The 13,292-nt window shown below is 71.9% G+C and carries 13 protein-coding genes; 11 read left to right on the top strand and 2 right to left on the bottom strand.

The window, feature by feature from the left end:
- Positions 1-63: 63 nt before the first annotated feature.
- On the top strand, positions 64-273 hold the full coding sequence (locus BLR12_RS00860; RefSeq protein ID WP_091372209.1) for a helix-turn-helix domain-containing protein: 210 nt from the start codon (positions 64-66) through the stop codon (positions 271-273).
- A gap of 476 nt (positions 274-749) precedes the next feature.
- Here the strand turns inward: BLR12_RS00860 and BLR12_RS00855 are convergent, their stop codons facing one another.
- Together BLR12_RS00855 and BLR12_RS24195 are read right to left on the bottom strand one after the other, a co-directional pair.
- A complete protein-coding gene (locus tag BLR12_RS00855; RefSeq protein WP_091372206.1) occupies positions 750-1,010 on the bottom strand; it encodes a hypothetical protein in 261 nt (86 codons plus the stop codon).
- 458 nt (positions 1,011-1,468) lie between these two features.
- On the bottom strand, positions 1,469-1,660 hold the full coding sequence (locus BLR12_RS24195) for a hypothetical protein (protein ID WP_176832291.1): 192 nt from the start codon (positions 1,658-1,660) through the stop codon (positions 1,469-1,471).
- Between the two features lie 796 nt (positions 1,661-2,456).
- Between BLR12_RS24195 and BLR12_RS24785 the strand changes: the two genes are divergently transcribed.
- From BLR12_RS24785 to BLR12_RS00805, 10 genes are all read left to right on the top strand, one after another.
- A complete protein-coding gene (locus BLR12_RS24785) occupies positions 2,457-2,831 on the top strand; it encodes a helix-turn-helix domain-containing protein (RefSeq protein WP_218120491.1) in 375 nt (124 codons plus the stop codon).
- 65 nt (positions 2,832-2,896) lie between these two features.
- Positions 2,897-3,868: a hypothetical protein gene (locus BLR12_RS00845; RefSeq protein ID WP_091372204.1), complete on the top strand. Its 972-nt coding sequence runs from the start codon at positions 2,897-2,899 to the stop codon at positions 3,866-3,868.
- Positions 3,869-3,890: 22 nt separating this feature from the next.
- The gene (locus tag BLR12_RS00840; RefSeq protein ID WP_091372201.1) at positions 3,891-4,505 is read left to right on the top strand and encodes a hypothetical protein; all 615 of its coding nucleotides are present in this window, start codon (positions 3,891-3,893) and stop codon (positions 4,503-4,505) included.
- Between the two features lie 36 nt (positions 4,506-4,541).
- On the top strand, positions 4,542-5,864 hold the full coding sequence (locus BLR12_RS00835) for a hypothetical protein (RefSeq protein WP_143018657.1): 1,323 nt from the start codon (positions 4,542-4,544) through the stop codon (positions 5,862-5,864).
- A 5-nt stretch (positions 5,865-5,869) separates the two neighbouring features.
- The gene (locus tag BLR12_RS00830; RefSeq protein WP_091372195.1) at positions 5,870-6,370 is read left to right on the top strand and encodes a hypothetical protein; all 501 of its coding nucleotides are present in this window, start codon (positions 5,870-5,872) and stop codon (positions 6,368-6,370) included.
- Complete coding sequence (locus BLR12_RS00825; protein ID WP_091372192.1) at positions 6,367-7,845, top strand: hypothetical protein; 1,479 nt, start codon at positions 6,367-6,369, stop codon at positions 7,843-7,845. Before BLR12_RS00830 ends, BLR12_RS00825 begins: the two co-directional genes overlap by 4 nt.
- Positions 7,845-8,993, top strand: a complete 1,149-nt coding sequence (locus BLR12_RS00820; protein WP_091372188.1) for a hypothetical protein — start codon at positions 7,845-7,847, stop codon at positions 8,991-8,993. Before BLR12_RS00825 ends, BLR12_RS00820 begins: the two co-directional genes overlap by 1 nt.
- Before the next feature lie 402 nt (positions 8,994-9,395).
- Positions 9,396-10,265, top strand: a complete 870-nt coding sequence (locus BLR12_RS25465) for a M15 family metallopeptidase (protein ID WP_176832290.1) — start codon at positions 9,396-9,398, stop codon at positions 10,263-10,265.
- A gap of 281 nt (positions 10,266-10,546) precedes the next feature.
- Complete coding sequence (locus BLR12_RS00810) at positions 10,547-11,380, top strand: alpha/beta fold hydrolase (protein WP_091372181.1); 834 nt, start codon at positions 10,547-10,549, stop codon at positions 11,378-11,380.
- 268 nt (positions 11,381-11,648) lie between these two features.
- On the top strand, positions 11,649-13,166 hold the full coding sequence (locus BLR12_RS00805) for a flavin-containing monooxygenase (RefSeq protein ID WP_091372178.1): 1,518 nt from the start codon (positions 11,649-11,651) through the stop codon (positions 13,164-13,166).
- Positions 13,167-13,292 lie beyond the last annotated feature (126 nt).

Genomic DNA, 13,292 nt, shown 5'->3' with positions numbered 1-13,292 from the left:
CCGAAAACCACGCCTTCTACAGGCGTACGGCCCCTCACCAGCCGACCAGATCCGGAGTCCGCCATGACCCAGCCCACCGGCAGCCAGCCCGACCTGCTCACCATCACCGAAGCCGCCGACCTCCTGCGCGCACCGGTCGCCACCCTCCGGTACTGGCGACACCAAGGCACCGGCCCGCACAGCTTCCGCCTCGGCCGCCGCGTCCTCTACCGCCGCGAGGACCTCCACGCCTGGATCGAGCACCAGCGCGCCGAAGCGGCCGGACACCGGTGACCAACGGGTAGAGCCCGCAGGTCAGCAGGACGTATGGATGAGCAGCTCCACTCGCAAGTGCGTGAAGGCCGGACGCGAACGCTGGCGCCGCCAGCCCTTCTGTGAGGTGGCAGTGTTCTGGTCAGTGGGAGAGCTCAGGCTGCGGCGGCGGAAGGTCCGGCTCGACGACTTCCGCTTGAAGTGCCGGGCGTGCTCCTTGCCGAGGCCGGCGTAACGCTCGGGGAGGTCGGCCATACGAACGGCATTAGTGTCGGTCAGTTCGGTCAAACCGTAGGCGGCCGAGCCGGAAGTCCCCGTGGGAACTGGACCTCGGCGTCCGGGCCACCCCACTCGCCGAGGAGGTAGCAGCATTCGGCGACCACGGTGGGCGTGACCGGTGGCGGTTCGATCATGGTGTTGAGCAGCTGCACCGCGAGGTGGTGGTCGACGTCTCCGGTCCGGGCAGCAGCGACGAGGAAGTTGGTGTCGGAAGAGGATCACTCGCGGCCGAAGCCGCGCCGGAGGCACTCTTCGGTCCGGATGGACAGGTCGTCAGGACCGCCGTGGACCGATCTAATGAAGTCCAGCTCGCGGCGCTCCGGCGGTGCAGGGGCGCTGTCCGGTAGCTGGGTCGGGGCGTCCGCAGCCTGCACCACGTGCAGGCGCTGACCGGGCCGCACGCCGTGGCGGCGCAGCTCGGCGAGGAGCTCGGCTGCGTCCTCCGGGACGGTCAGGTCCCATCCGTCGGCGGAGCTCATGATCAGCAGGATATCGAGAACCTCGGGTGATGGGTCCAGCGTCGGTGGACCGCTACCCGTCCGGGTCAGCGTGCCGGCTGCGTCGGTTGCCGAGAGGTGCGGTTGGGGCCGCTCCGGGCGGAGCCCCGCCGAGCCGCGATCGGTGCACCTCAGCCGGAGCCATGAAGCCCTTTACGTCGGCGCAGTTCGTCGGCTGCGACACGCCCGAGCTCGTGGACGTCAGTCCACACTCAGTCCACAAGACTGTCAATTCAGTCCGTCGACGACCACTACCGCCCAACCACATACATGCAGGTCAGCCGGGCTTTCCAGTCATGTCCAAGATCGCTCAATCACGCCGGGGACGTTCCGCTTCAACGTCTGAACACCGATCGCGCCGATCCGGAGTCGAACGGGGACGTGCTCCTGTACGTCGACGGCTGAGGCCGTTCCACGCGCTGCCCGACGTCGACCGCCCGTCAGATGAGGGTGGCCACCGGGAGTATCTGCACGGCAGGCGCCTTCGTGATCGGGTCTTCGACCTCCACGTCGAAGCCTTCGGTGCCATCCATCTGATCCATCAGGTCGCCGACGAGCTCGTCCCCGGCGACGCCGAGCACATTCCGCCGAGCGGGGGTCGATCGTCCTTCCAAGCCGAGAACGCGGGTCACTCTTCCTGAAGAGCGGTGAACCGTCCTACCCCCGGGTGTCCGCCGGTCCGGTCGCCACAGGAGTCAGATGACACGGTCGGCACCACTGGTGGTCGTCCACTGACGCGGACGACCACGATGACGGGCGAGCCCTGTTCCCGCCGATCATGGATGACCTGTCGGCCGTACGGGCCCACCCCGTCTTCTCCTGCACGGAGGGAGCCGACGACGTCGGCGGTCGGCGGGATCGTGGCGCTCAGGTCCTCGAGGAGGGCAGCCGTCAGCGGTGAGGCTCGCCGTCCTGGTGGACCAACCGGTGCTGATCCCTGTCGCCGTCCTCTGGTGGTCGTGGCTCGGAGCGGGACGGCGACCGCCCGCGCGCTCGCGGCACACGGGAGCCGTGACGTGGTGGTGACGTACCGGTGACGGCTGGCGTGCATCCTCTCCGAGCGGGCGGTCGCGCCGGCCGGGATCGAGCCGGGTGATCCGGTGGGTGTGGGGCGCAGGGGGCTGCGTCCACGGTCTTCCTGGGAACTGCGCTGCACCTCATTCCGCGTGTCTCGAGGAATGCAGCCGGAATGGTCGCCGGAGATCAGGACCCTCGCGGGTCCCGAATACGTGTGACGCGAGGTCGCATTACACGCGGGATACCGTCGGCGCCGTTCGACCGGACCCAGGGGGAGCGGAGGCCGGGGTGCGAGCGACCGCAGGAGCCAGCCGGACAGCGGAGTCCCGGATCGCCCAGGGTGCGGTCGAGACGGACGCGGCAGAGGCGCCGGGAGGGCATCCCGGGGCAGAGGACCCGACGGCCGCGGCCGTGCCGGAGCTGCGCCGCGTCGTCCGCGCGCTGCTGCACCTCCGGTCCGGCGCGGACGGCGAGGTCCTCGTCCGGTTCGACGTCGACGGGCTGAGCTGCCAGGTCGTCGTGCTGGACGAACCCGCGCAGCCCGCGGGGGTCTCGCTCAGCCCGCGCGAGGAGGAGATCGTCCGCATGGTCGCCCGCGGGTGCACGAACCGGATGATCGCGTCGGTCCTCGACATCAGCGAGTGGACGGTCGGGACCCATCTCCGTCGCGTCTTCCAGAAGTTGGAGGTGAACTCCCGGGCTGCCATGGTCGCCCGGCTCTTCGCCGACGGCGGCCGGCGTCCCGCATCCGAGCGACGTGGGAACGCGCGACCCAGGAACGTGTGAATGGGCCGGAATCCGGGCTCTCCCTAGTCTCGGGCAGCCAGGAATGCACGATGAGGGAGGGCCTCATGAGCGTTTCGCAGGACGGCGCGGTCGGGTTCGAGGCACTCGATCCGGAACTGGCGGGCGAGCCCGAGGACGAGTTCGAGGACGAGTTGTTCGGCGAGCCGTCGACGGAGAGCCCGCTCGGCGAGTACGAGGACGAGTTCGAGGACGAAGGCGAGGACTTCCTCGGAGGACTGCTCAAGGGCCTCGGCGGTGCGCTCGGCCTCGGCGAAGGTGAGTTCGAGGACGAGTTCGAGCTCGAGGACGAGTTCGAGGACGAGGTCCTCGGCGCGACCCCCGCGGGTCAGGGCGAGTACGAGGACGAGCAGTTCCTGCCGCTGCTCGCCGCGGCGGCGCCGCTCGCGGCCAAGGCGTTGCCCCTGGCAGCCAAGTTCCTGCCAGGCGCCATGAGCGCCATCAGCGGCCTGTTCGGCCGCCGCCGCAGGCGGGTCCGTCGCCGCGAGGGCGAGTACGAGGGGGAGTACGAGGACGAGCTCGAGTACGAGCTGGAGTACGAGGACGAGTCCCCGGCCGCACCCATCACGAAGAACGAGGCGATCGCCCAGACGATGGCCGCGGCGGCCGCCCGGACGCCCTCGACCCACGAGGCGGAGGCGCTGATCGGGGCGGCGACGGTCATGATGATCACCCCGCGCGAGCAGGCCGTGCTGCAGCGTCTGGTCCCCGACATCGTGCCCAAACTGGTGCAGGTCAACAGCATCCTCACCCGCATGGCGCGGCGCCGGCAGGGGACCCAGCCGATCGTCACGATCCTGCCCACGGCGGTGACCCGCGCGACCGTCCGGCCGCTGGTGCGCCGCGCGCGTCGCGGGCAGCCGGTGACCAGGAGCACCGTCGGCCGCGTCGTCCAGACGCAGACCCGCCGTGCCCTGACCCAGCCGACGGTGGCCGCCCGCGCCGCACAGCGCAACCAGCGGGCCGTCCGCCGCGTGACCCAGCTCCCGCGCGCCCGCCGCGGCGCGCTGACCGGCTGACACCCTCCGAGGAGGCGCAGCGATGTCGATCATGATGGAGGACCTCCTCCCGGCCGACCAGGAGCTCGAGCTCTACGGCGACCCGGAGGACGAGTACTTCGGCGACCCCGAGTTCGAGTCCGCGTCGTCCCCGGCGGCCGAGATCCGGCTCATGGAGCACCTGGCGGCCATGGCCGCGCAGACGGAGTCCGAGTCGGAGGCGGAGGCATTCCTCGGTGCACTGCCCGCACTGGCGGCCCGGCTCGCCCCCGCGGCGGCCCGGTGGGTCCCCGAGCTGACGAAGCGTGCGGTGCAGGTCGGCCGGCAGCTGTGGAACAGCCCGGCGGCCAGGCCGTACGTCCAGGCGCTCCCGCACGTCGTGCGCCGCACGACGGCCGACGTGGCGGGGCGGTACTCGCGAGGGGCCCCGGTCTCCCTGGACCTCGTGACGCGTCGCTTCGCACACCACGCCTCCCGGGCGCTGCGCGATCCGCGCCGGCGCCGCCGGGTGGTCCAGCGGTCCCGGCAAGCCGACCGGGCGTGGATCGCGGAGGCGCGGCGGCGGGCCCAGCAGGCCAACCGCGTGGGGCCGGGTCGTCCGGCCGCCGTCCCGGGCCGGTCGATCGTCGTCAACGGACAGCGCTGGTGCCGGTGCTGAGGAGCACCCCACCGGGTCCAGTCAGGGAGCGTGGTCATGAGCGCGCCAGCCGCAGCGGTGACGCAGCGCGGGCGGAGCAGCGACCCCCGCCCGTCGCCGCCGCGGTCCCCGGCGGTCCTCGGGCGGTGGACCAGCGCGCAGACCCGCAACCTCGAACGCCACGCCCTGGCCCTGCGCCCCTTCACCCGTGAGGAGTTCGGCACCGGGCACGCCGCACCCACGCAGGGACACGTGGAGGCGGTCAACGCGCTCATCACCCGGCTGCGCGAGCCGCTGCTGACGCTCAACCGGCGGGTCGCCGCCATCGCCGCCCGGGCGCAGGCCGACCCGAGTCCCGAGCGGCTGCGGCAGCTGGTCACGGCCGGGGAGGTCGCGCACGAGCACGTGCGGGCCGTGGAGCGGATCTGGGACTTCTACATGGGCTTCTTCGGTCAGCGGCAGGGGAGGTTCGGCGAGTGGCTCCTCGGCTGCGACCGGATCGCCCTCGACTGCTACCAGGACGCTTTCCTGGGGCTCGGCACCGCCAAGTCGGTCCCCCAGCCGGCGCCCATGAGCTGCATGGAGGCCGGCCCCACCCCGGCCACGTTCCGGAGGGACGTCCGGCTGCGGCGGCTGGGTTTCCAGCGCAACCCCTTCCCGCAGATCCAGCTGCCCTACCACCGGCTGGTGAACCCCTGGACGCTCGGGGCGGTGCTCCACGAGGTCAGCCACAACTTGCAGAACGAGCTCGGCCTCGCCCGCGTCGTCCCGGAGACGCTCGAGCGGAGGCTGGCGGAGGCGGGGCACCCGCCGGAGGTCGCCCGGGTGTGGCGCCGGTGGAACAGGGAGACCTTCGCCGACCTGTGCGGCCTGCTCCTGGGCGGCCCCGCCGTCGTCGCCTCGCTGATGGACATCCTGGCCCGCGCGCCGGCGAGTGTGTGGACGTACAACCCGACCGCGGTGCACCCGACGCCGTGGCTGCGGCTGTTCGTCAGTGCCGAGCTGCTGTCGCGGATGGGGTTCCCCGAGGACGCCGACGGCTCCCGCAAGGCGTGGCGGCGCACGTACGGCCGGCGCGCGGCCCCCTATCCGAAGGCGATGCTGGAGTCGGCGGACGACGCCGTGCGCCTCGTCGTCGACACCATGTGCTTCCGGCCGTACGAGACGCTCGGACGTCGGTCGCTGGCCCAGGTGATCCGCTTCGCTCCGAAGGAGCAGCAGATGATCGAGGAGGCGGCCAGACGCCTGGCTCGCGGGATCGACCCCGGCATCCTGCCGGAGCGGTTCCTCATCGGGGCCGCCCGGCTGGCCTTCGACCGCCGGCTCGCCCCGCCCGAGGTCATCACCCGCCACTTCTACCGCGACCTCGCCCGACGGTGAGCGCGATGAGTGTCCCCACCGCGGTCGCCGAGCTCACCGAGGGCTGCCGGCAGCTCCGGGCCGAGATCCGCTCGCTGGGCCTGACGCTGAGCGAGGACGCACCGGCAGACCTGTCGGTCGTCGACCGGCTCGGGAGGGCCGTGGACGACCTGGACGGGCGTGCCGAGGAGGCTCACCACAGCGCACTGCTCGCTGCAGAGGCCGCGCAGCGGCTCGACCTGGTCGGTGCCCAACGCCAGTTGGCGGCGGCGCAGATGGCGCTGACCGTGCTCGCCGACCGCTACCGGGACGACGTCGTCTCCTACGAGGCACTGGAACCGGTCGCGGCGCTGCGGCAACGCGGCGGCGAGTGGCCGGCCTGGGTGCGGGTGGTCCGGCAGGGCATCGACCGCTGTCGGCCGCGGGTCGCCGCGGTCCAGGAGGCGCAGTGCCGGTGCTGGCAGGAGCTCGCTGACCGCGCCCCCATCGGGCCGGTCTACGTACAGACGCCGGGGAGGGCGGGATGAACCAGCCACTGAGGAACGGCCGGAACCAGAACGACGACCTCCTCCAGGCGGTGCGCCAGTTCCTGACCTATCCGGTGAGGACCACGGCGGCCACCGCCACCCGGGAGCGGGAGGAGCGCGGCACCGGCGACCTCAAGGACGCCGTGGAGGGTGCCATCGGTGACGTGCTGGGCTGGCGCCGGAAGCCGGCCCGGATCGACGGCGTCCTCACCGCGCTGGAGCACGCGTTCGAGCCCTACGAGCAGCACGGACGGGTGCTCTACCGCCACAAGCCGGGCATCGCCAGCTTCCACAGCGAGCTCGACGGCGGTGTGGTCGGTGCCCAGGCCAGCCTGCACGTGCGGGCCACCGAAGCGCTCAACCGCTCGCTCCCGCTGCTGGAGGGGCTCGAACCGCTGATCGAGGACGCGGACGAGGAGATCGCGGCGGCCACGAGGAGCGTGATCGCGACGGAGTTCCGTGAGCTGGTCGTGGAGCTCGGTCGACTGGGTGGGCCACGGGTCTCACGGGTCGACCAGCTGTGGGAGGTGCTCCTGGGCGAGAGCCCGTTGGTGACCGACCCCGACCTGGTCGATGGCGAGCTGGGCCGACTGCGTTCGGTCCTCGGCCTCGAGGGGAACGCTCCGGCCGGGCGGGTCAACGTCGCCGGGGAGGAGCAACAGCTCACCAACTTCCGCATCATCACCGACGACCTGGCCTCGCTGCGCACCAACTGGGAGCGCGACAAGGGATCGTTCGACCAGGCCGGCGCCTCGGCGTTCCTCGGCATCCAGCTGGTCCAGCTCGAACGCAGGTTGGCCGTCGTGGCCGGCTCTGTCGGAGAGCTTCGCGCCGCCCTCGATGCCGTGCTCATCGACGCCGACGAACGACGTACGCGGTCGATCCGGGTCTCCGAGACCGAGCGCATCCTGCTGGAGGACCTGCTCGAGTGGACCGAGGACTTCGCGACTCAGGAGGGCCCGCGGCTGGTGAAGGACGGGGGCCGCCTCGCGATCACCGGGGCATTGGAGTCGGGGGCGCGCCGACTTCGCCGCCTGGTCGAGGGAGCCATCGTCTTCAACGAGCCGGACGACGGACTGGGGCTCGGCGCGTTGTCGGTGCAAGAGGCCCTGCGCGCGCTCGAGCGGCACCTGCTCGCCCTGGCCGAGGGGGCCAGCGACTGTCGCCCCTGCGGGCGGTTCTTCGTGACGTGGAACTCGGACGCCAACGAGAGGTGGTCCGAGGAGATCGACATGGCGAGGTGCGACGAGCACCTGTACCGCATGGGGCCCCTGTACCTGCCCCCCGGGACCGGGACGGTGCAGTTCACCGTGTTCGAGGGCCGGGGTGACGGGCGGCTGGACTATCCCCGGGGATTCCCCCACAACTACTCCGGCGTCGCCCGTGATGACCGGCGGTACGTGCTGATCTTCGACTGCAAGCTGGCCCAGGCCGACCCGAATGGCAGGCATGCAGGCCGGGTGGAGGTGTTCTGATGGCGACCGAGGCGCAGTACCAGGCACTCCTGGACCGGTTTGCCCAGCTGCGGCAGGAGGCGATCGACCAGCTCGGGGTGGACCTGCTGGAGACCCCCCGACTGGCCGATGCCCTCGTGGGCCAGATCGACGACTACATGCGTCAGGCGGCGGACGCCGACAGCGCCGCTCCGGCCCCGCCAGACAGCGGCCTGGCCCAACTCGTCGGGATCGGCCCGGAGGCGGCGCGGCAGTTCGGGCAGACGCGCATCCCCCAGGGGGTCGAGGGCTACGACGAGACGGTCACGTCCGAACGCATCATCGCGATCGGCGACCTCTACTACATCTACCAGCACGAACGCGTCGGGGTCTTCCGCGTCGTGCGCAAGCTGCGGGAGCTCTTCCGCAACGGCGCCGTCCGGCTGTCGTCGGGACCGGGTGCGTACGGGCTCTACCAGTTCGACCGTCGCGAGGTCCTGCGGGGGACCCGGCACGAGCGGGCGGCCGCCTACCGGCGCGCGTTCGGCTACGGGGCCAAGGCGCCGCTGGGCGACGCTCGTCCCAACCGCGAGTTCCACCCGCTGTTCACGCTGTTCAACCGGCACGTCGCGCAGTACTGGCGGGACAAGCGCATCTCGGACGTGATCCGCGACCGCGCCAACGACCCGACCTTCGGCAGCATCGCGGTGGTGCGGCGGGCCGGCCTCGACCTGCGCAACAACCTGAAGTTCGTGTCCTACGGCAACATCAACGTCCTCCGGGTCGAGGTCATGCAGCTGCTCGAGGAGGCCTTCCGCATCCTCGACTCCGACGACGTGAAGCGGGTCTTCGGGGCCGACAACGCGTGGGACGTGATCGAGGAGGTCCTCACGCGCTACTTCCACGAGCCGCTGATGACCTCGCCACGACAGCGCATGGCCGTCACCGGCCGGGAGATCCTCCGCTGGCTCGCCCAGGCGCACGTCCTGCAGACCGGCAGGACCGAGTTCGAGGCGCTGCTGCTCCAGGTCGCCGAGCACTCCGAGGAGTGGCTGACCAGCGCTCAGGCCATCGGCGTGGTCGCCGACCGGCGGGCTCCGCAGGTCGCGGCCCTGCCGGCCCACGACCGGCGGCCGCGCCCGGTGGCGGCGGTGCGGTCCGACCGGCGGCGCGACCTGGCGCTCGGATAGCCGACAGGCAAGCGCGGACACCGGGGAGGAGTCGCCATGCGCCAGCCGTCCCTGACGGGAGAGGGACCCGCCCTGCACGGCGGAGGGAGAGCCGGGATGGCAGGCGTGCCCGGCCGGGAAGACCACTGGTACGCCGCGGAGTCCCAGGCGCGGGCCTGGGCGGTGCGCCGGGCCCGGGCCCTCGGACCGGGATGGACCGTCGTGCACGACCCTCGGCCGCGCCCGCACTACCACCTCGCGCGGCTGACCCGTCATCGGGACGGTCGGCCGGCACGGCGTCGGATCGGTGCCCGCTACTTCTACGGCGGGGCCCGTCCGGACCCTCTGCGCTCGGGGGAGGGCAGCCGCAGGCCAGGCTTCGCCGGGAGGGGCGCTGCTGCACCCCTGCCCGCGACCACGGCCGTGCCACCGGAGGCGGACGCGGCCTGGGAGGCGGCCCAGGAGGAGCGGGAGCGCCGGGGCCCCGCCCCGGGCCTGGACCAGCAGGTGCGCACCGCCCTGGCCCAGCGGCGCTGGCCGCAGGCGATCGCGGGGGCGATCGCTCTCGGGACCCGCGACGAGAACGCCCTGACCGACCTGGTCTTCTCCGCGGCGCATCCCGAGCGGCGGGGGAGGCCGATCGCCCCGCACGAGAGGTCCCTGGCGCAGGAGTGGAAGCGCATCCGGGACGGCCTCGTGCGCCCGGCGCTGCAAGCGGCGTACTCACCCGGGCCGGTCGGGCCGCCGGCCGCCGTCCCCGTCGTCCGCTCCACGACGTGGCTGCGCCGGGCCTGGGCCGAGCACCTCGGTGGCAAGACCGTCCCGATGGTCCCACTGCGGCTGTTCGGCCTGCCCGCCACGCCAGTACACCCGTACACCGTCGACGCATGGCGCGCGCTGGAGCGGGCGCTCACCGCCACCGGGTACCGGCCGCGCAGCGTGTGGAACTTCAACAACCGGTCGATCACCGGCGGGTCCGCGCCCTCGCTGCACGCCTACGGCATCGCCACTGACATCGACCCGCCCTGCAACCCCTATCGCGTGACCCCTGACCAGCCCCTCGTCCGCTTCTCGACGCAGCCGACCCAGGAACAGCGGTGTGCTGAGGTGCGGGCGCGTCTCGCCGACACGGCGTTCATCCCCCGGCAGGTCGCCGTGGTCGAGGCCATCACGACGGTGGACGGCCTGCAGGCCATCACCTGGGGCGGGCGGTGGAGGTCGGTCAAGGACGCGATGCACTTCCAGATCAACGTCAGCCCGGAGGAGTTGCGTCGGGGGCTGCGCCTGCGCTGACGGGCACGCCCGTCAGCGCACCGGTCGACCCGGACCGACCTGTGTGCGGATGCGCAGTCCTCCTCGCGAGGACTGCGCATCCGCACACACCGTTCCGGTGGCGGCGGCAGACGGGGCCTTCCCGCGGGAACGTGGACGGAGGCCCAGGTCGTGTCGCCGGCAGCCGGTTCCCGACACGCTGTGGCCCGCTGCCCGGTCGCGCCGGCGCCCTTCCGGGACGGCTTGTCCCTGTGGTGTGCTCACGCCCCGTTTCCCCTCCCACGAACAGCGATGGAGACGCCGTGACCACTCCCACCACGCACCCGCAACGGACCGTCCAGGTCGGCGACATCTCCGTCGCCGTCCAGGAGTACGGCGAGGGCGAACCGCTGCTGATCATCAACGGGACGACCCAGTCGCTGGGCTTCTGGGCCGAACTCGCGCCGGTCCTGGCGAGCCGCCACCGCGTGGTCACCTACGACCTGCGCGGCATGGGCGGGTCGGAGCGAGGGGCGGGGAAGATCAGCGTCGCCTCGCTGGCGGCGGACGCCCGGGCGCTGCTCGAGGCGCTCGAGATCGAGCGGGCGCACGTCCTCGGTTACTCCCTGGGCAGCGCCATCGCGCAGGAGCTCGCCCTGGCCGCTCCGGAGCGGGTCGCCTCGCTCGTCCTCTACTGCACCTGGGGCCGCACCGACGGCTTCCAGCGTGCGGTCATCACGGGTCTGGCGCACCCGTGGCGCACCGGCGACATGGAGGCCGCGCTCGGGGCCCTGGGCATCGCCTTCTCGCCGCAGCTGCTCGACAGCCCGGAGTTCGGCGAGCTGGTCGAGCAGCTGCTGCCGCTGTTCCCGAGCACCGAGCAGCAGATCCGGACCACCGCCGAGCAGTGGGACGCCGACCTGGCCCACGACACCCTCGACCGGCTCGGCGACATCACCGCGCCCACCCTCGTCATCGCCGGCGAGCAGGACCTGCTCACCCCGCCGTGGCAGGGCCGGAAGGTGGCCGACTCGATCCCCGGCGCGCAGTGGCACCTGTTCACCGGCCCGGGCTCCAGCCACGCCCTCGGCGTCGAGCGCGCCGAGGAGTTCCTGCCCCTGGTGCAGGACTTCCTCTCCGGGCACCCGCTCTCCTGACGAGCTGTGGAGGGACCGGTCGGTCAACGGCCGGCCCCTCCACGGCTGTGGGCCCACCGTGAGGACAGCGAGGACGCGGACGTGCCGGCACGCCGTCCTCCGGCCTGCTCGGTGACGGGGTCGGGCATGGACACGGCCGTCCTGGATCGCCGCACCTCCGCCGTCCGTCCGGCGCACCCCGGCGGTCCTTTCTGGTCGCTCCGGTTCCGTGGCAACCTCCACCGGGCGCTAGTGTGACTTAGGTCACTTCCCGCACTGGAGGTCCGGCATGACGACGATCACCGAATCGACAACCGTCCAGGAGTCACGCGGCGGGGGGTCCGGGACCCAGCACGTCGACGTCCTCATCGTCGGGGCGGGAGTCTCCGGGATCGGCGCCGCGCACCACCTGCAGGAGCAGTTCCCCGACCGGTCCTTCGTCCTCCTGGACGCGCAGGACAACCGCGGCGGCACCTGGTGGACCCACCGGTACCCGGGTGTGCGCTCCGACAGCGACCTGTTCACCTACGGCTACCGCTTCAAGCCCTGGCGCGGCCCGTCGATCGCCGCGGGGGAGGAGATCCTCAACTACCTCGACGAGGTCATCGAGGAGGACGATCTCGCCCAGCACATCCGCTACCACCACCGGGTCACCGCGGCCGGCTGGTCCACCGAGGACCGCCGGTGGACCGTGGAGGTCACCCGCGGCGACACCGACGAGCAGCTGCGCTTCACCACCGACTTCCTGTGGATGTGCCAGGGCTACTACAACCACACCAAGCCCTACCAGCCGCGGTGGGAGGGCATGGACCGGTTCCAGGGCCAGGTCATCCACCCCCAGCAGTGGCCCCAGGACCTCGACCTCGCCGGCAAGCGCGTCGTCGTCATCGGGTCGGGGTCCACGGCCGCGACGCTGATCCCGGCGATCGCGCAGGAGGCGGAGCACGTGACGATGCTGCAGCGCTCGCCTTCCTACTTCCTCGCCCCGCCCCTGACGCACGAGCTCGCGGTGACGCTGCGCCAGCTGGACATCCCCGAGGACTGGACGCACGAGATCCTCCGGCGCGCCTACGCAGGCGAGTTCAACGAGCTGGCGCGCATGTCGCACGAGGCGCCCGACGAGCTGCACACGTACCTCATGGAGTCCATGAAGCCGCTGCTGCCCGAGGGCTTCGACGTCGAGAAGCACTTCACCCCCCGCTACCGCCCGTGGCAGCAGCGCATCGCGATCGTCCCGGAGGGCGACCTGTTCGCGGCACTGCGCGAGGGGAAGGCCTCGATCGTCACCGACACCATCGAGACGTTCACCGAGGCGGGGATCCGGGTCAGCTCCGGCGAGGAGGTCCCGGCCGACGTCGTCGTCACCGCCACCGGGTTCAACCTGTCGGCCTTCGGCGACATCCCGTTCGCCGTGGACGGCGAGCCGGTCGACTTCGCCGAACGCATCACCTGGCGGGGCATCATGATCAGCGGGATCCCGAACATGGCATACGTCTTCGGCTACTTCCGGCACAGCTGGACACTGCGCGCCGACCTCGTCAGCGACCTGGTCTGCCGGCTGTTCGAGAGCATGGAGACGAAGGGCGCGACCATGGTCGTCCCGACCCTCCGGCCGGAGGACGCCGACATGCAGATCCGGCCGTGGTCGGACCCGGAGAACTTCAACGCCGGGTACGTCCTGCGCTCGCAGCACGCCCTCTTCAAGCAGGGCGACCGGGAGCCGTGGACCCACATGCTGGAGCACGCGCAGGAGATGGAACTGCTCCCTAAGGCCGACCTCGACGACGGCACACTCGTCTACCGCTGAGCCCGGGCGCGCCCCGGCGCGAGCCCTCAGGGTGACGACCACACGCCGGTGCCGGTGAGCGCACAGCTCACCGGCACCGGTGTGTGGACGGAGGTCGGGACCCGCAGTGGCCGCTCCGGCTACGCC

It is taken from the genome of Geodermatophilus sp. DSM 45219 (assembly GCF_900104025.1).
Lineage (GTDB): Bacteria > Actinomycetota > Actinomycetes > Mycobacteriales > Geodermatophilaceae > Geodermatophilus.
Note: the sequence above shows the minus strand (reverse complement) of the source record. Positions and strands in the feature narration are given on the sequence as shown.

Bases quoted from the DNA above. Each gene is read 5' to 3' on its own strand.
- BLR12_RS00830 (WP_091372195.1), top strand. From the start codon at position 5,870: ATGAGTGTCCCCACCGCGGTCGCCGAGCTCACCGAGGGCTGCCGGCAG.
- BLR12_RS00840 (WP_091372201.1), top strand. From the start codon at position 3,891: ATGTCGATCATGATGGAGGACCTCCTCCCGGCCGACCAGGAGCTCGAG.
- BLR12_RS00820 (WP_091372188.1), top strand. From the start codon at position 7,845: ATGGCGACCGAGGCGCAGTACCAGGCACTCCTGGACCGGTTTGCCCAG.
- BLR12_RS00845 (WP_091372204.1), top strand. From the start codon at position 2,897: ATGAGCGTTTCGCAGGACGGCGCGGTCGGGTTCGAGGCACTCGATCCG.
- BLR12_RS00835 (WP_143018657.1), top strand. From the start codon at position 4,542: ATGAGCGCGCCAGCCGCAGCGGTGACGCAGCGCGGGCGGAGCAGCGAC.
- BLR12_RS00860 (WP_091372209.1), top strand. From the start codon at position 64: ATGACCCAGCCCACCGGCAGCCAGCCCGACCTGCTCACCATCACCGAA.
- BLR12_RS00855 (WP_091372206.1), bottom strand. From the start codon at position 1,010: ATGAGCTCCGCCGACGGATGGGACCTGACCGTCCCGGAGGACGCAGCC.
- BLR12_RS00805 (WP_091372178.1), top strand. From the start codon at position 11,649: ATGACGACGATCACCGAATCGACAACCGTCCAGGAGTCACGCGGCGGG.
- BLR12_RS00825 (WP_091372192.1), top strand. From the start codon at position 6,367: ATGAACCAGCCACTGAGGAACGGCCGGAACCAGAACGACGACCTCCTC.